This is a genomic window from Gynuella sp. (genome assembly GCF_050297175.1).
Lineage (GTDB): Bacteria > Pseudomonadota > Gammaproteobacteria > Pseudomonadales > Natronospirillaceae > Gynuella.
Window position 1 is genome coordinate 37,131 of sequence record NZ_JBNKSF010000058.1, and the last position, 16,434, is coordinate 53,564.

Below are 16,434 nucleotides of genomic sequence, written 5' to 3' on the forward strand. Positions count from 1 at the left end.
AAATAGTAAAAAGCTTGTATTTTCAAATAGTTATCGTATGATAGCGGCCTTTCGGGCATTAGCGCAGTCTGGTAGCGCATCGTCATGGGGTGGCGAGGGTCAGAGGTTCAAATCCTCTATGCCCGACCAATTTTATAAAAAAGGACTCATATTGAGTCCTTTTTTATGTCTTTAAGAATGGTGCCAGTAGCTTAAGCTTGTGCTTACCTGTTATGTTCATGCGACCAGTTTAAAATTTTGCAACTGAGCCCTCTGTCTGTTTTCAAAAATCCCTTCCTGTTCGGAAACAATAAAACCTATATTGTCATTTGCCAATGCTTGCCAAGCATAGGAGGAGACTTTTTCAGGTGCGCAATATACGACTCTGACTTGTTTGGGCAAAATTCCCAGTCCTAATAGCTGTATCGTGCTAATGCCGCTTTTAGGGTTAAACACCAATAATAGTGAAGAATAATCGAGGGCTGCCTTGATTTCTTTTCTGTATTTTTCCAGCCAATGTTGTTCATTTGCTTCCATTGGGAAAAGACTGGCTTGCTGAAATATATCGGTATGGCGTTTTGCTGAGGTTTTCATAAAACACTCCACTGATTTTTAGTCGAAGCTGTTTGTATATACAGTATTTGTATAAATATACAGTAATAATTGTTGAATGCAATCATTTAAACCTATTTATATTTCGTTTCGTCAGAGTGTCATGTTCGATAGAATCAAAGAAATATGACAGTGCAAGCGATAAATATTTTGAAGGAAGCAGTTGACACAGTAGAGCAGGAGCTTCTAGGCCGTGTTTGCCAGGGTGATATGAAAGCTTTTGAGCTGCTTTACAAGAGAGAGTCGGGCAGAGTATTTGCCTTGGCTCTGCGGTTGATGGGCGTTAGAGCGCTTGCTGAAGAACTGACCCAGGAGGTGTTTGTACTCGCATGGAGGAAAATCGAACAATTTCGAGGAGAAAGTAAGTTTAGTACTTGGTTATATCGATTGACGACCAATCTGGCACTTGATCGTTTGCGACTGAAAAAGCATGCGTTTGAAAGTAATACTGCTGAGCTGGATGAAAGTTTTCCTGCTCATCACGTGGACCTCGACAACGTCAGGGACATAGAGTCAGCTATCCAACGATTACCAGATGGTGCCAGGACAGTATTGGTGCTTTATGAGATTGAAGGCCACAGTCACGAATACATTGCTGAAAGTCTCGGGATTGCAACTGGTACCAGTAAAGCACAGCTGCATCGTGCCAAGAAATTACTCAAACAATGGTTATCCGCATGAGTGATGATATTTTCGATCTTGAAGCGGAAAAAAAGTTAAAAAAGGAACTTGCCAATCTAACTGAGTCTATAGAGCCTCCGGATTATCTGTGGGATCGGATTCAGTCACAGTTGCAGACTCCTGTTCCGTCAGATATGCAGCAAGAGGGGAGACAGAATACTCGGTGGTTGTTTTATGGGGTAGCGGCTTCCTTTGCGTTTGCTTTTTTGGCCTTGGGGGTGACTGTATGGGGACAATTTAATGCTACCACGCTCATCCGTCAGATTGCCTCTGCAGATCGTGGAGGTCTGGCGGTTACATCACAATTGATATCACCGATTAATTTGACTGATCGTTTTCGGCACGTAAGTCCGGAAGCTCGTGCTGTCGTCGAAGCTAATATGGAGGTTATTCAGCAGGCTCTTAATGAGATTTACGCAGCTCTTGCACAGGATCCTGATAATCACGATTTAAACGAAATATTGCAGGAAACATTGGAACAGAAGCATAGATTGCTCGAAACAGCAGATATGCTGAGTCTTTAGGTATTTTTAATGGTCAGGACGTTTATTTCTCTTCTTTTGCTTTGGTCTGGCTGTATTACTTCATTTTCTTATGCTGATCAGGTAGCCGGTTATCAAAAAGATTTTGTTTCTTCCGGGTTGGTAACTGTGCGTAACGACAGGGGATCTGTAGCAGTAACGGGTTGGGATGGTTCCAGAATTTCTGTCAAAGCAGAGTCAGGGGCGGCACTGGACAGTTTCACATTTGATGTGGATGCTTCCGAAGCATTGATCGAAGTGCCTGTGGAAAAAGGCAAAAAACTTGGTCAGCCCACTCATCTGGTAATCATGATTCCTTATAGTAGTCGTTTGCGGGTTCAGGGTGTCAGCAGCGACATTAATATTGCTTCGATACATGGCGATGTGACTGTCAAAACTGTCAGTGGTGATCTGTCAGTTTCTGATTTGTCGTCGGCGTCATTGTCTATCGAAACGGTTGATGCGGACACCAAGCTTCATCAAGTACAGGGCGATGTGTCATATGAATCCATTAGTGGTGATTTGATGGGGGATATCTCTTCTCAGTCAATACAGCTAAAAACGGTGTCAGGAAATATAGATCTATCATTCCAAGAGGGTGGGGCGGCGACAATTTCTTCCGTTTCGGGTGACCTTTCTTTGACTGGGGAGTTTGTCGGTTATCCGGATGTATCTGTCAAAACGGTCAGCGGTAATATCCATCTGCAATTATCCGGCATGGTGGATACTCAGCTGAAAGTTTCTGCCATAACGAACACGAATGTGAGAGTCAATCTGCCTCAATCTGGGTTGACGGATCTGTCCCTTACTGCGAAGCAGTTTTCCCATAATATTGGCAATGGTGTGGGGAGAATTCTGTTGTCTACCGTTCAAGGAGATATTTCTGTCAATGAACGGTAGACTTCGATTATCAGGCGATTTGTATTCGTCTGAATAGTGGGCGTGATTCAATAGCATCTGCCTGATAAGCCTCTGTTAGGCTGTTCAGACAGGTCGTGACGGTTTCTGCGGTGACTCGTTCACTCAATTCAAAGCTGGTAAATCCACAGCGCTTCAGATATAGCAATTGATCTTCGAGAATTTCCCCAGTTGCCCGGATATCGCAATCAAGGCCCAGATCTTCTCTTAGGTATCTGGCGATTGAAAAACCCCTGCCATCCATAAATTTGGGAAATTCTATGCCAATAAATGCGTACCCGGGTTTTGGATTACTTAAGTTAGCGACATCAGTGTCGTTGTGAATGAGTAATCCTACTTCTTTGTTTTGTGACAAAAGCTGGTCAGAGCACTCATCCCATAATGTGATTGGAATAATGATCTGTTTGGACTCAGTGCCAAAAGCCGGTTCGATTTCGCTGAAAATCTGCCACCCATTAGTAACCAGCTGTAAATCTTTGTTAAGCAACTTTGGGTTCATATACACGCTCCTTGAAAGGATCCAGCCCGATTCTGTGAACAGTTGTGAAGAAACTTTCTTCTGGTTGTCTGTTCTCAAGATATACGTTGATAATTTTTTCAATCACACTAGGCATTTCGTCGGCTTTAAATGATGGGCCGAGAATTTTACCGATTGAAGCTCTCTCGGAGGTAGAATTACCTCCTAATGACACTTGATAAAACTCCTCGCCTTTTTTGTCGACGCCAAGGATGCCAATGTTGCCAATATGGTGGTGTCCGCAGGCATTCATGCAGCCTGAAATATTCAAATCGAGGTTGCCCAGATCGTATATGTAATCCATATCCTCAAAGCGCTCCTGAATAGCTTCGGCAATGGGAATGGATTTCGCGTTGGCCAGAGCACAGAAATCGCCACCTGGGCAGCAGATCATGTCAGTTAAAGTGTCTATATTGGCAGTCGCCAGGCCGAGCGGAAGTAGTTCTTGCCAAAGATCGAACAGTTGTTGTTCTTCCACATCCGCCAGAATGATATTTTGCTGATGACTGGTACGTAGCTCTGAAAACGAATATTTGTCTGCCAGATCTGAAAGTTTTCGCATTTGATCGGAACTGATATCCCCAGGGGCAATGCCCAGCTTTTTCAAGGATAGGGTAACAGCGGCATAACCGGTTTTCCTGTGAGCTGTAACGTTGTGCTCGTACCAGGCATTAAAGGCAGGGTTCAGGTCTAGCTGGTTAGCCAGTTGCAGTGACGGTTCGGCAAATGTCTTATAAGCAGGTGCGGTAAAGTGAGCTTTTATTCGATCTACTTCAGTCTGGGTTAGTGTAATTTCGCTGTCCTTGAGTCTGCTCCAAACCTGCTCAACTTTTTCCCGGAACGCATCAATGCCCATGGCTTTGACCAGGATTTTTATGCGTGCCTTATATTTGTTGTCCCGACGACCATTCAGGTTATACACCCTTAAAATTGATTCCAAATAGGATAGCAGGTGCTGCCAGGGCAAAAACGGATTGATTAATTCAGCAATGACAGGGGTGCGACCCAGTCCGCCACCAACCCAGACTTCAAAACCAATTTCACCTGCGTCATTTTTCACGATCTGCAAACCAATATCATGAAACTTGATCGCCGCGCGGTCAGTATGTGTATTGGCGTTAACGGCGATTTTGAATTTCCGTGGCAGAAACGCATACTCAGGGTGAAAAGTGGACCATTGGCGAATAATCTCGCACCAAGGCCGCGAGTCATCGAGTTCGTCACGAGCAACGCCGGCAAACTGATCAGTGGTGGTATTGCGGATACAGTTGCCACTGGTTTGTACTGCATGCATTTCAACGTCAGCGAGTTCTGCCAGAATATCGGGCACTTGTTCGAGTTGAGGCCAGTTTAATTGCATATTCTGGCGGGTACTGATGTGGCCATAGCCTTTATCGTAGTTGTCTGCGATATCTGCGAGTTTTCGCAATTGTCGGGTATTCAACATACCGTAGGGAATGGCAATACGCAGCATAGGGGCATGACGCTGAACATACAGACCATTCTGCAAACGCAGAGGTAAGAACTCTCCTTCTGTCAGTCCACCGTTTAAAAACCGGTCGGTCTGATGGCGAAATTGCTGGACCCGCTGCTTGATTATGGCGTGGTCATGCTGGTCATAAACATACATATTTTGCTAACCCAAACTCCTCCAGGATGAGCGCCGCAGGATACCGTAGCGGCTTTATTCCACCAAGTATTAATTATTCATATATTAATAACCTTGCGGCATTATTTATCGGAGGCTGTCGGGTGACTGAATGATCATGAACCATTAATGAAATCGTTGGTAACTGGTGCTAGTGTTTGCAGACCCAATTCCTGTTGCAATGCAATTTTGCTCGTTAGTATTTTTGTCATCAATCGTGATATGTGAGCAGGCAGTATGTCGTTGCAGGCTGTTCAAACCAGCGGTGGCGGGTTCTTTATGTATCCCGAAACAGGAAAGGAAACTGGGTATTTCATCATTTTTATAATCAAAGGAGAACTGATCTTGAAACTTTTATCGATAGCACTGATTGCTGTGATGTCCTCTCTATTGAGTATTAGAGGGTTAGCTATATCAGATGATAATTATCAAGAAGACTGGGCAAATAAAGTAAATCCATTTTTTCTGAAACACACACAGACCAATTACTTCTACTCAAAACATAATGACTTATATATTTATTATGGGTTGATGCAGAATACCACTATTAATAGTAATCATCGGATTGTGGTGATTGTACCTGGTCGAAAAGAGCCATTTTACAAATACTCAGAGTTGGCGTATGACCTCTATCAGTACGGTTATAGTATTGCTCTAATTGATCACAGGGGGCAGGGGGGATCGGAGAGGATACTGAACGATCCCGAGAAGGGATATGTCGAAGACTACGATTATTATGTTGATGATCTAGAGCAGTTTGTTGACTCAATCGTTGGTGAGTTATCAATGGAGAAAACGTATCTGTTGGCTCAGTCCATGGGAGCTTCTATTGGTGCGATGCTGATGGAAAAACGACCAGACATATTTAATAAAGCCGTTTTATCATCACCCATGATGATGCCCAATACCGGGAAATATCCAGCACCAATTGCAGTTTCTCTCATGGCTGTGCTGAAGTTGGTGGGTAAAGCCGAAGAATATGCTCCTGGAGAAAGTGGCTATGCTCTGTCTGAGTTTGCAGGTAACACATTGACATCCAGCAAGGCGCGGTTTGATATGAAAAACGACGTCTTTGAAAGTACTCCTGAATTCAAACTGGGTGGGGTAACTGTCAACTGGCTGTACTCTGTGATATCCAAGAGCTATGGATTTGTTTTCAAATACAGAAAAGTCTCTACGCCAATTCTAATGTTGTACAGCAATAACGATCAGGTTGTATTGCCAAAATATGAAGAAAAGTTTTGTGATAAAGCCAAGGCCTGTGAGTCAGTTTTGTTTAGTCAATCGAAACATGAAATCTTCATGGAAGCGGATGAAATCAGGGATAATGCTCTGAATGAAACATTGAAGTTCCTGGCAGAATAAGCTTAAAAAAGGACCTGATAATCAGGTCCTTTTGGTGTCTGCCATAGGTTTCTTGAGCTCTATAGCAAGGTAGTCCACAATGGTTAAGTTAAAAAAACAACAATAAATAACAGGAGAACCAATTATGGCGGCAAAAAGCAAATTAACCGATTCTCAAGCAGATGCTATTGTAACCGTTGTGGTAGTGTTAACGTTGGCCGCAGGTGCAATTTTCTGGGTGGCAACCGTCGGTTAAAAGATTAATTCACCTGGCTGAGAGACAGCTTTACGGCCAGGATGATTAGAAATACAAAGATCACCGTAAAAACCGCCCCTCCAATTACAAATGCCCAGATATTGCCTTTGTTGAAATCACGTTGTCGGTTTTTGTCTGACTGTACACCGAAGGCTGCTGCTAAAATACTACCTGCCATTCCCCAAAAGCCGACTTTGTTATTTTTATCATTCATGCTTGGCCTATTTGCTGTCTGAAACCTGATACCCTAAAGCAGAAACCTATAGCCTCTCAAGTAGTACTTTTTATTGGTAATAGTTTCAACAGGTTCTCAATTATTTGATAGAGCTGTTGTTGAACAATAGGAGCCTGGATACTACAGAGTCGGTATTCTCCCTGATGCAGTGCTGACTGATCAAGATAGGTGTCCTGGGAGAGTTCAAGTTGTATGGCCTGAATTCCTTCGGCAGGTTGACCAAATTCGCGGGTAATATAGCCGCCCTTGAAACGGCCGTTGAGCACTTGGCTATACTTTGTGTTAACTATGCCTGTAACCGTTTCAGCGAGTGTCGTTGTACATGAACGACCATCGTTGCTACCCCAGTTAAAATCATGCAGTCGGCCATCAAATAGCATCGGAACTTTGGCGGCAATACTGTGTGCATCAAACAGTATGGCCTGGCCAAATTGCGCTTTCAGGTGCGATAGTTCTTGAGTAATTTTGGCGTGATAGGGTTTCCATATTAGATCTTTATATTCTTGCTTCAGTGTCTCTCCTGGCTCATGCCCTGTTTCAAAAACCGGTGACTCGTCAAATAGAATGGAGGGAAACAGTCCAGTGGTTTTGCTGCTATATAGGGCCTGGTCATCCAGGGGCCGGTTTAAGTCGATTACATAGCGCGAATAGTTGGCTTCAATGACACCCACGCCAAGGTCGTTGAGGAAGTCGTAAAGTTGTGGCAGATACCAGTCAGTGTCCGGCAGCTTTTGCGCCTGTGATGTTAAAGCCATCTGTACTTCCGGTGTTAGTTGCAGGCCTGAATGAGGGATGCTGACCAACAGGCCTGTGCGACCAGGATGAAATCGGAATGGTGGGTAAGGTAGTGTCATCGTGAGAGAGACCCTTGATAAATGTGCTGTTTCATTAGCTGACCTCCGACCCAATAACTCAGCTCTCCCGGGCTGTCTACATCCCAACAGACGAAGTCGGCAGATTTGCCAACTTCCAGTGTGCCTGTTGAGGAGGAAAGTCCTAACGCTTTTGCAGCGTGAATGGTAACACCCGCCAAAGCTTCTTCTGGAGTCAGATCAAATAACGTGCAGGCCATATTCATCATCAACCTTAAAGACAAGACAGGGGATGTGCCTGGATTCAAATCAGTCGCTATAGCCATCGGGACCCTGTAGTGTCGGAAGAGCTCGATAGCTGGCTGCTGTTGCTCTCTCAGAGTATAGAATGCACCTGGCAGTAAAACTGCTACTGTGCCTGCATTGGCCATGGCTCGTACGTCATCTTCGCAAACGTATTCCAAGTGATCCGCTGACAATGCCCGATAGGTTGCCGCCAGTCGGCTGCCGCCAAGTGATGATAGCTGCTCAGCATGCAGTTTGACTGGCAAACCCAGCAATTTGGCTGCATCAAAGTAGCGCTGGATCTGGGCTGTAGAAAAACCAATACCTTCACAAAAACCGTCCACCGCATCAACAAGCTGTTCTGCTGCAAGGGCAGGCAACACTTCAGTACACAAATAATCGATATACTCATCGGCTTGCTGCGAAAATTCTGGTGGCAGTGCATGGGCTGCCAAGCATGTAGTGACTACCCGTACCGGCAGAGTTTGCCCTAGAAGCCGGGCGGCTTTCAGCATGGTTTTTTCCGTACTCAAATCCAGGCCATAACCGGACTTGATTTCAACGGTTGTTACTCCGTCCTGTAGTAAATGTTGCAGTCTTCGATTTCCAGAGGACACCAGCTCTTCTATGGCGGCACCACGAGTGGCTTTCACCGTAGCAACTATGCCCCCTCCTTGATAAGCGATTTGTTCGTAACTGACACCATTTAAACGTTGCTCAAATTCAGAGGCCCGGCTTCCTGCGAACACAAGGTGGGTATGGCAATCAATCAGACCAGGACTGACCCAACCGCCGCCCAGGTCATAAATTTCTGCGCTCTGGCTTTTTGGCGATTCAGCCGCTGGACCGATCCAGGCAATTCTGCCATCACAGACGGCAATGGCTGCATCATAAATAGGGTGATATTGGCCACTTTCCATCGTGACCAAATGGAAGTTGTGCCACAGGCTGTCGAAGTGCATTGCGTTCCCCTGTTTTGGAAATGTATGTCTTTTAAAACCCAAAAAAGAGTGGGTGTCCCATTAATTGTGATATGGGTGTCCCGTTAGTTGTATGCATCGTCCTGGACACTCGGCAGTAGTTGCGATGGCATCAGTTTGTTATGCCGTGCTGCTTTAATCAGTGCCGTGGCTTGTTCTATGTCTGCAGCGAAGTAACGGTCGCGATCATAGAACGGGACTTCTGTCCGCAGTATGGCTTTGGCTTGTTCCAGCAGCTCAGTGGTTTTTAGTGGGGCGCGGAAGTCAAGTCCCTGGGCGGCTGCAAGGTATTCTACAGCGAGGATGCCTCGGGTATTTTCGGCCATATCTTTCAGGCGCCGGGCTGCGAATGTTGCCATGGAAACATGGTCTTCCTGGTTGGCGGATGTCGGCAGACTATCAATTGAAGCCGGGTGAGCATAAGTTTTGTTTTCACTTGCCAGCGCAGCAGCCGTAACTTGAGCAATCATGAAGCCGGAGTTGACGCCACCATTTTCTACCAGAAATGGTGGTAGTTTGCTTAGGTTGCTGTCGATTAATAACGCCATTCGTCGTTCCGAAAGAGCACCTGTTTCTGCCAATGCCAGGGCGATGTTATCGGCTGCCATGGCTACCGGTTCAGCGTGAAAATTGCCGCCGGAAATGATGTCGTCTTCACCCACAAATACCAATGGGTTGTCAGACACTGCGTTGGCCTCTACGCATAAAGTGCGGGCTGCATTACGCAGTTGTTCCAGGCAGGCACCCATGACCTGTGGCTGACAGCGTAAAGAATAGGGATCCTGAACTTTTTCACAGCCTGCATGTGATAGTCCGATTTCACTGTTATCACTCAGCAGATGGCGGTAACTGGCGGCAACATCAATTTGACTTTCATGGCCTCGGGCGAGGTGGATACGTTCATCGAATGGCTTGCGACTGCCCAACGCAGCCTCAACAGACATCGCGCCACAGGTTACAGCAGTGGCAAACAGGTCTTCTGCCTCAAACAGTCCTTCCAGCGCAAAAGCCGTGGACGCCTGAGTACCATTGAGCAGTGCCAGCCCTTCTTTAGGTGCCAGCATGATTGGTTCCAGGCCTGCCACTCTCAGGGCTTCTTTGCCTGAAATGATTTCGCCGCGATACCGCGCGTGACTTTCGCCCAGTAACACGGCGCTCATATGTGCCAGAGGTGCTAAGTCACCGGAAGCTCCCACGGAGCCTTTTTGAGGAATACAGGGATAGATTTCATGATTGACCAGCTGCAACAAAGCTTCAATGACTTCCAATCGAATACCGGAAAACCCTCGCGCCAGACTATTGGCTTTCAGGATCATAATCAGTTTGACGGTATCGTCATTCATGAGGTTACCAGTTCCCGCTGCATGAGACAGGACAATGCTGCGTTGAAGTTGCTCCAGGTCTTTTGTTGCGATACGGGTGTTCGCCAGTAAACCGAACCCAGTGTTGATGCCGTAGACTGTGCGGCCCTGAGATATGACTTCTGCGACCAGGTCGGTACTGGCCTGAATGGCAGTGTTGGCGCTGTCAGCCAGACTGAGTTTAATTCGGCGGCGACTGATTTGGCGCAGCTGAGGAAGGCTGAGTTGTCCGGGCATTAAGGTGAATTCGTACATGTTCGGTTTCTCTCACAATCATCTGGTAATTAAGGGATCATCGGCAGCTTGAGGTCATGTAAATGAGCACAGGCAATGGCGCTGTCATAGCCTGCATCAGCATGGCGCATGACGCCAGTGGCAGGGTCATTGGTCAGTACTCTGGCGATGCGCTCGTCCGCTTCGTGGCTGCCATCACAGACAATGACCACGCCAGCATGCTGGGAGAACCCCATGCCTACGCCACCTCCGTGATGAAGGGACACCCACGTGGCGCCGGAAGCGGTATTTAATAATGCATTTAATAGCGGCCAGTCTGATACTGCGTCTGAACCATCACGCATGGCCTCGGTTTCCCGATTGGGACTTGCAACCGAGCCAGAATCGAGATGGTCACGACCGATAACAATTGGAGCAGATAGCTCGCCATTTCGGACCATCTCATTGAATGCCAGTCCCAGTTTAGCTCGCTGGCCGAGTCCCACCCAGCAGATACGTGCTGGTAGCCCCTGAAAGCGGATGCGTTCGCGGGCCATATCAAGCCAGTGATGCAGATGGCTATTGTCTTCAATGAGTGCTTTGACTTTGGCATCAGTTTTATAGATATCTTCTGGATCTCCGGACAGTGCTGCCCAACGAAATGGACCGATGCCCCGGCAGAACAGTGGACGAATATAGGCTGGAACAAAGCCGGGGAAGTCGAATGCGTTTTCGACCCCCTCTTCAAATGCCATTTGGCGGATATTGTTGCCGTAGTCGAAAGTTGGGACACCCATCTGTTTGAAAGCAAGCATGGCTTTTACGTGATGGGCCATGGCTTGTTTGGCAGCTTTGACGGTAGCTGTCGGGTTTTGTTGCGCTGCCAGGCGATAAGACTCCCAATCCATACCAAGGGGCAGGTAGCCGTTAAGCGGGTCGTGAGCTGAGGTTTGATCCGTCACCATGTCAGGCTGAATTCCGCGCCGCACTAGTTCTGGCAATATCTCGGCGGCATTTGCACATAAGCCGATGGAAATGGTTTGGCCTTCGGAGGTGTAGCGTTGGATACGGCTCAGCGCATCATCGAGGTCGTTGGCTTGTTCGTCCAGATAGCCGGTGCGCAGGCGAAAATCGATCCGGCTTTGTTGACATTCGATGTTCAGCGAGCTGGCACCTGCGAGCGTCGCAGCTAACGGCTGGGCGCCTCCCATTCCACCGAGACCCGCAGTCAGAATCCAACGACCATTCAGGTTACCCTGATAGTGCTGACGACCGGCTTCGACAAAAGTTTCGTAGGTTCCTTGGACAATGCCCTGGCTGCCGATGTAAATCCATGAGCCAGCAGTCATTTGTCCATACATTGCCAGCCCTTTGGCGTCGAGTTCGTTGAAATGTTCCCAGCTGGCCCAATGTGGGACCAGATTGGAATTGGCAATTAAAACCCGTGGTGCGTTGGTATGTGTCTTGAACACGCCGACTGGCTTGCCGGACTGTATCAGCAGGGTTTCGTCTGCTTCCAGGGTTTTGAGGGTTTCAACTATCCGGTCAAAACATTCCCAATTGCGTGCAGCTCGACCGATTCCACCGTAAACCACCAATTCTTGTGGATTTTCTGCCACTTCCGGGTCGAGGTTATTCATCAGCATGCGTAGAGGAGCCTCGGTCAACCAGCTCTTGGTATTTAGGCGGGTGCCTCTTGGGGCGCGTATTTCAATATCGCGGTGGCGTGAATTCATGCTAACGTCCTCATGTATTTGAATGGTCATGTATATACAAGTTTGAATAACATAGATGGATTTATAGTTGTTCGCAAGTGACTTTTTTCTTTAGGAACGAGATTTAGTACCGAAATGCTAACGTCCGAAATGACCGAATAACTGGAATCGTGAGCCGGGGTGCAGCAACCGGGCAGTGGTGACAATTTGTTCTCCGCACCATGTGCGACGGCGGATTTGCAAACAAGGTTCGGACAGATCGATATGCAGTTGTCTACACTCCTGTTCAGTACCCAGAACGGCTTCCACCAGATGTTCTCCTTCGCTCATTGGTGCTACCTTCATAAGATAGGCGTAAGGCGTGATATGGGTGAAATCCTGCTGATCATATTCGGGGGCTAGTGCGGCATTAACCACTCGTTCCTCAATCTGAATTGGCAGTTCGTTCTCAAAATGCAGTAGCCGGGAACGAAAAATGGCGTGTCCGGTCCTGACGCCCAGGCTCATGGCTTCTTCTACACTAGCACGGCCTCTCTCCAGTAGCACAGGTTCGGCGTGATATGTGCCACCACGAGATGCCACTTCTTCTGCAATGTTATGTACTTCAAACAATGCGGAGTGTGCTTTTTTTTGTGCTACAAAGGTGCCCAGGCCTTGTTGTCGGGTCAAAACGCCTTCGGCTGTCAGCTCGCGGAGTGCTCGATTAACCGTCATCCGACTGACGCCGAGCGCTTGCACCATTTCCGCTTCAGAAGGAATACGTTGATGTGGCTGCCATTGGCCGCTGCTGATTTTATGATGAATGGCCTGTTTGACTTTGGCGTAGATCGGTTGGGGGGTGTCTGGCAGACCGGCAAAAAGATCGTATAGCAAGGGATTGATGGAGGATGACACCGACACTTCCTGATGGCATGAAAAAAAAGATTGTAGCGCTTGTTACTTGTCTAAAACAATCATAACTTGTATATACAATTTTGTTTTGTAAAAACACGAGTTGATTATGTCTCATCATTTTTTTGCCCCTAGAGCTCTGCTGCCCGATGGCTGGGCCAACCACGTTTTGATGGAAGTGGAAGACGGTGTATTTACTCGCCTACAACCAGACACCCATCTTTCACATATAGTGGACACCCACTTTGACCAACCGGTGACAGTCTTGTCTGGGCCGGTGTTGCCGACCGTGGCCAACTTGCACTCTCATGCTTTTCAGCGCCTGATGGCTGGCATGGCTGAGGTGGCTATCCAGCCACAGGACAGTTTCTGGAGCTGGCGTGAAGCGATGTATCGGCTGGTAGCGAATGTCTCTGATGGCGATTTGGAAGTCATTGCCAGTTGGCTTTATATCGAGCTACTTAAAGGAGGTTATTCGCAAGTTGCCGAATTTCATTACCTTCATCACCCTTCATTAGGGCCATCAAGAGAGTCAGGTACGCGGATGGGAGAGTGCCTGATAAAGGCCGCGGATCAGATAGGTATCGGCCTTACGCTACTGCCAGCGTTGTATCAATACGGTGGCTTTGCTGAGCAACCACCAAGCCGTGAACAGCAGCGATTTATACAGTCGACATCGGAGTATCTGGTTCAGTATCAGCAGTATCAGTTGCAGTTGCAGGGGCATTTGTTGCATCGGTTGGGTATTTGTTTTCATTCCCTGCGGGCCGTTTCTTTAGATGCAATCGATCAGGTTCTGACTCAGCTTCATAGTAACCAACCGATACATATTCATATCGCTGAACAGCAAAAAGAAGTTGATGATTGTTTGAACTGGTGTGGAAAGCGACCAGTAGAGTTATTGTTGGAACGTTTCCCGATCAATTCATGCTGGAGTCTGATTCATGCAACCCATCTGACGTCTCAGGAGGTGAGTGATCTGGCATGCAGTGGTGCGGTAGTGGGAGTTTGCCCTACTACCGAGGCTAATCTGGGAGATGGCATTTTTCCGGCGACTGAGTTTGAGCAGGCTGGTGGGTTGTGGGGAGTCGGTTCAGACAGTCATGTCAGTACGTCACTGCAAGAGGAATTGCGGTGGTTTGAATATGGTCAGCGTTTGCAACAGCAGAAACGCAATCGTCTATGGTCATTGGCGGAACCGCGGGTGGGAGATCACCTGTTGCAGAGAGCATTGGCCGGCGGCAATCGGGCTTGTGGTGTCCAGCTTGGATTGAGTGTTGGCAGTCGGGCCGATTTCATGGTTTGGGATGAGAGACAGCCCTTTGTGCGTTGCAGCCGGTCGGAGGATCTTTTGAATCGATGGTTGTTTGCCATGAATGATTCACCTATTCGTGATGTGTATGTAGCCGGTAAGTGTCGGATTCAAGATGGGCGGCATCAACTGGAAGAGGAAATTAAACTGCAGTTTGGAGAATTGGTGGGGCGTTTTTTTTAGATTTTTCGTGTACGGATGCACTCTTCAACTTTTGTGAGGGGGGAGTCTGTGTTCGTTGACTTGAAGATCAATGTCTCTTTGTCTGGTTCGATGGGTATGAAATAGACGTACTCTGAACCTGTTGGACACCCATCTTAAGCATTATGGGTTTAAATGGCTGGTTAGGTGGGTGTCCATGCTTAGGTGGGTGTCCATTTAAGGTGCTATTGACCGGTGGATATTCTACTTTGTAAGTTATTATGGTTTCTCGATTTATGGCGATAGATTAAGTCAGTGACTTAAGCAGAAAATTGACAGCACAGGAATATCCTTGCTGCCGTAATTTGTAGAAATGGTGACTTAGGCATTTTCAACATTGTGATAAACTTGCTGGACATCATCCAGTTCATTGAGAATGGCCAGAAACCTTTCGAACAAAGCCACATCATCACCGCTGATGGTTGTATAAGTTTGTGGCACAAACTGGATTTCATCCACTTCAAAGTCCACATCAGGAATAAGATCCTGCAAGGCCTGTTTGGCTTTGAAGTACTCTGTGTTGGGAGCAAATACTGAGAGCTTGCCTTCTTCATTTTCGATATCGGTAACGTCTACATCAGCTTCCATCAGGGCTTCCAGTGCTGCTTCTTCATCTTCATAACTGAATACAAAGATGGCCAAGTGGTCAAACATGTGGCTGACGCTTCCCTGAGTTCCGATCTTACATTTGGTTTTAGTAAATGCTTGGCGAACATCTCCAAAAGTGCGGTTGGGATTGTCAGTCAGACATTCGATGATTGCCATTGAACCGCCCGGGCCATAACCCTCATACCGTGCAGATGAATAATCTTCACCACCACCACCTTTGGCCTTGTCGATTGCCTTCTCGATGACATGTGCTGGTACTTGTTCTTTCTTAGCTCGGTCAATCAGGCTTCGAAGTGCGAGGTTTCCGGCGGGGTCGATACCCCCTGCCTTGGCACAGACATATAGTTCCCGACCATAGCGGCTGTATAGCTTTGCCTTCATATCTGATGTTTTTGCCATTGACTCTTTGCGATTTTGATACGCGCGACCCATACAGTGGATGCTCCATAAAAAAAGAAGGCGCGATTTTACTGACAAGCGTTGAATAATGAAAAGAGAAAAGGGCATGAAAGCAAACAGCCACCTAATAGGCAAAGCTATTGTTTGTATAAAACTCGAGACAGAAAAGCCCTTATGCATTTAGATTCGGCAATATGAACCAGCCAACTGATAAGTAATTGGCGCTGATAATGGAGTTTAATTATTAACCTGCCAACAAGTTAGGCGGCATTCGATTCAACCTGAAACAGTCTTTGATTTTTTCAAACGATGACTTCTGACCGGCAAAACATTTGAACTGTTTTTCAAATTTTCGGGTGAGACGATGCCATTGTGTGTCTGAGAGATTGATACGTTCGAGTATCGATGGTTGCTCTGCTGCGATATAACCGGGTTTGTCTTCCCGTATAGCTCGCCCTGTCCAATCCACCAGCTCCAAATAGTCCTCCAGCGGAAAAGGTAAACTTTCCGGCATATTCTGCTTCATGTGGCCGCCCAACGGCATAAGCTCACTCGGTTGTTGATTGTGTGTCTGTATGGATTGGATACGTTTTTGAATCGAGGTGTGATCTGAGGTTTCAGGCGTGGATGCGATGTTGGCACGAATGGGGTTCAGATCAACATAGGCCATACAGGCTATTAGGGCTTTTTCGTCCAATAACGCCTGGGATTTAAACCGGCCTTCCCAAAAACGGCCAGTACATTGATCTTCCTGATTGGCTCGCCGGGCAATACCTTCATTCAACACCGCCATGAAACGACTGATGGATGTTAAGGTTTCACGCCATTGTTCGACCAATGTCATTAACATTTTCTCTTCAGCCGGAGAGAAACGATCACCGTTAAGGTAACGCTGACTCAGGGGAACACCTTTGTAGAGACGGTGCCAGCGGGTAATGACTTCTT

The 16,434-nt window shown here is 47.1% G+C and carries 16 protein-coding genes and 1 tRNA gene; 6 read left to right on the forward strand and 11 right to left on the reverse strand.

Annotated elements, in window-relative coordinates; genetic code table 11:
* The first annotated feature begins 52 nt into the window (after positions 1-52).
* Positions 53-129, forward strand: a tRNA-Pro gene (locus tag ACQY6I_RS22125).
* An 87-nt stretch (positions 130-216) separates the two neighbouring features.
* Here ACQY6I_RS22125 and ACQY6I_RS22130 read toward each other — a convergent pair.
* The gene (locus tag ACQY6I_RS22130) at positions 217-573 is read right to left on the reverse strand and encodes a hypothetical protein (RefSeq protein ID WP_428243717.1); all 357 of its coding nucleotides are present in this window, start codon (positions 571-573) and stop codon (positions 217-219) included.
* Between the two features lie 144 nt (positions 574-717).
* Between ACQY6I_RS22130 and ACQY6I_RS22135 the strand changes: the two genes are divergently transcribed.
* Genes ACQY6I_RS22135 through ACQY6I_RS22145 form a run of 3 tightly spaced genes read left to right on the forward strand, consistent with a single transcriptional unit; the run spans position 718 to position 2,693 of the window.
* Positions 718-1,272 carry an RNA polymerase sigma factor gene (locus ACQY6I_RS22135; RefSeq protein WP_428243718.1) on the forward strand — a complete coding sequence of 185 codons (555 nt, stop codon included), beginning with the start codon at positions 718-720 and terminating at the stop codon, positions 1,270-1,272.
* Complete coding sequence (locus ACQY6I_RS22140) at positions 1,269-1,796, forward strand: hypothetical protein (protein WP_428243719.1); 528 nt, start codon at positions 1,269-1,271, stop codon at positions 1,794-1,796. Before ACQY6I_RS22135 ends, ACQY6I_RS22140 begins: the two co-directional genes overlap by 4 nt.
* 9 nt (positions 1,797-1,805) lie before the next feature.
* Positions 1,806-2,693 (forward strand): DUF4097 family beta strand repeat-containing protein, encoded by an 888-nt coding sequence (locus tag ACQY6I_RS22145; RefSeq protein WP_428243720.1) that lies wholly within the window; start codon positions 1,806-1,808, stop codon positions 2,691-2,693.
* 10 nt (positions 2,694-2,703) lie between these two features.
* Here the strand turns inward: ACQY6I_RS22145 and ACQY6I_RS22150 are convergent, their stop codons facing one another.
* Both ACQY6I_RS22150 and ACQY6I_RS22155 read right to left on the reverse strand, forming a co-directional pair.
* The gene (locus ACQY6I_RS22150; protein WP_428243721.1) at positions 2,704-3,210 is read right to left on the reverse strand and encodes a DUF934 domain-containing protein; all 507 of its coding nucleotides are present in this window, start codon (positions 3,208-3,210) and stop codon (positions 2,704-2,706) included.
* A complete protein-coding gene (locus ACQY6I_RS22155; RefSeq protein WP_428243722.1) occupies positions 3,191-4,858 on the reverse strand; it encodes a nitrite/sulfite reductase in 1,668 nt (555 codons plus the stop codon). Before ACQY6I_RS22155 ends, ACQY6I_RS22150 begins: the two co-directional genes overlap by 20 nt.
* A 255-nt stretch (positions 4,859-5,113) precedes the next feature.
* Here ACQY6I_RS22155 and ACQY6I_RS22160 point away from each other — a divergent pair, with 255 nt between their 5' ends.
* Positions 5,114-6,241 (forward strand): alpha/beta fold hydrolase, encoded by a 1,128-nt coding sequence (locus tag ACQY6I_RS22160; RefSeq protein WP_428243723.1) that lies wholly within the window; start codon positions 5,114-5,116, stop codon positions 6,239-6,241.
* Between the two features lie 239 nt (positions 6,242-6,480).
* On the opposite strand, the gene ACQY6I_RS22165 is transcribed toward ACQY6I_RS22160, so the two are convergent.
* The 6 genes from ACQY6I_RS22165 to hutC form a co-directional block, all read right to left on the reverse strand.
* Positions 6,481-6,690, reverse strand: a complete 210-nt coding sequence (locus ACQY6I_RS22165) for a DUF2970 domain-containing protein (protein WP_428243724.1) — start codon at positions 6,688-6,690, stop codon at positions 6,481-6,483.
* 56 nt (positions 6,691-6,746) lie between these two features.
* On the reverse strand, positions 6,747-7,565 hold the full coding sequence (hutG, locus tag ACQY6I_RS22170; RefSeq protein WP_428243725.1) for an N-formylglutamate deformylase: 819 nt from the start codon (positions 7,563-7,565) through the stop codon (positions 6,747-6,749).
* Positions 7,562-8,770, reverse strand: a complete 1,209-nt coding sequence (gene hutI, locus ACQY6I_RS22175) for an imidazolonepropionase (RefSeq protein WP_428243726.1) — start codon at positions 8,768-8,770, stop codon at positions 7,562-7,564. Before hutI ends, hutG begins: the two co-directional genes overlap by 4 nt.
* A gap of 83 nt (positions 8,771-8,853) precedes the next feature.
* A complete protein-coding gene (gene hutH, locus ACQY6I_RS22180) occupies positions 8,854-10,404 on the reverse strand; it encodes a histidine ammonia-lyase (protein WP_428243727.1) in 1,551 nt (516 codons plus the stop codon).
* A 29-nt stretch (positions 10,405-10,433) separates the two neighbouring features.
* A complete protein-coding gene (gene hutU / locus ACQY6I_RS22185; RefSeq protein WP_428243728.1) occupies positions 10,434-12,098 on the reverse strand; it encodes a urocanate hydratase in 1,665 nt (554 codons plus the stop codon).
* A 117-nt stretch (positions 12,099-12,215) separates the two neighbouring features.
* A complete protein-coding gene (gene hutC / locus ACQY6I_RS22190; RefSeq protein WP_428243729.1) occupies positions 12,216-12,971 on the reverse strand; it encodes a histidine utilization repressor in 756 nt (251 codons plus the stop codon).
* 106 nt (positions 12,972-13,077) lie between these two features.
* Here hutC and ACQY6I_RS22195 point away from each other — a divergent pair, with 106 nt between their 5' ends.
* Complete coding sequence (locus tag ACQY6I_RS22195; RefSeq protein ID WP_428243730.1) at positions 13,078-14,463, forward strand: formimidoylglutamate deiminase; 1,386 nt, start codon at positions 13,078-13,080, stop codon at positions 14,461-14,463.
* Between the two features lie 339 nt (positions 14,464-14,802).
* Here ACQY6I_RS22195 and ACQY6I_RS22200 read toward each other — a convergent pair whose 3' ends face one another.
* Positions 14,803-15,522 (reverse strand): YebC/PmpR family DNA-binding transcriptional regulator, encoded by a 720-nt coding sequence (locus ACQY6I_RS22200; protein ID WP_428243731.1) that lies wholly within the window; start codon positions 15,520-15,522, stop codon positions 14,803-14,805.
* A gap of 211 nt (positions 15,523-15,733) precedes the next feature.
* On the reverse strand, positions 15,734-16,434 hold a 701-nt coding region (locus ACQY6I_RS22205), incomplete at its 5' end, for a transposase (protein ID WP_428243732.1).

What these genes read in the sequence shown, in the direction of transcription:
- ACQY6I_RS22130 (WP_428243717.1), bottom strand. Translation starts at nt 573, where the DNA reads ATGAAAACCTCAGCAAAACGCCATACCGATATATTTCAGCAAGCCAGT.
- ACQY6I_RS22135 (WP_428243718.1), top strand. Translation starts at nt 718, where the DNA reads ATGACAGTGCAAGCGATAAATATTTTGAAGGAAGCAGTTGACACAGTA.
- ACQY6I_RS22140 (WP_428243719.1), top strand. Translation starts at nt 1,269, where the DNA reads ATGAGTGATGATATTTTCGATCTTGAAGCGGAAAAAAAGTTAAAAAAG.
- ACQY6I_RS22145 (WP_428243720.1), top strand. Translation starts at nt 1,806, where the DNA reads ATGGTCAGGACGTTTATTTCTCTTCTTTTGCTTTGGTCTGGCTGTATT.
- ACQY6I_RS22150 (WP_428243721.1), bottom strand. Translation starts at nt 3,210, where the DNA reads ATGAACCCAAAGTTGCTTAACAAAGATTTACAGCTGGTTACTAATGGG.
- ACQY6I_RS22155 (WP_428243722.1), bottom strand. Translation starts at nt 4,858, where the DNA reads ATGTATGTTTATGACCAGCATGACCACGCCATAATCAAGCAGCGGGTC.
- ACQY6I_RS22160 (WP_428243723.1), top strand. Translation starts at nt 5,114, where the DNA reads ATGTCGTTGCAGGCTGTTCAAACCAGCGGTGGCGGGTTCTTTATGTAT.
- ACQY6I_RS22165 (WP_428243724.1), bottom strand. Translation starts at nt 6,690, where the DNA reads ATGAATGATAAAAATAACAAAGTCGGCTTTTGGGGAATGGCAGGTAGT.
- hutG (WP_428243725.1), bottom strand. Translation starts at nt 7,565, where the DNA reads ATGACACTACCTTACCCACCATTCCGATTTCATCCTGGTCGCACAGGC.
- hutI (WP_428243726.1), bottom strand. Translation starts at nt 8,770, where the DNA reads ATGCACTTCGACAGCCTGTGGCACAACTTCCATTTGGTCACGATGGAA.
- hutH (WP_428243727.1), bottom strand. Translation starts at nt 10,404, where the DNA reads ATGTACGAATTCACCTTAATGCCCGGACAACTCAGCCTTCCTCAGCTG.
- hutU (WP_428243728.1), bottom strand. Translation starts at nt 12,098, where the DNA reads ATGAATTCACGCCACCGCGATATTGAAATACGCGCCCCAAGAGGCACC.
- ACQY6I_RS22195 (WP_428243730.1), top strand. Translation starts at nt 13,078, where the DNA reads ATGTCTCATCATTTTTTTGCCCCTAGAGCTCTGCTGCCCGATGGCTGG.
- ACQY6I_RS22200 (WP_428243731.1), bottom strand. Translation starts at nt 15,522, where the DNA reads ATGGGTCGCGCGTATCAAAATCGCAAAGAGTCAATGGCAAAAACATCA.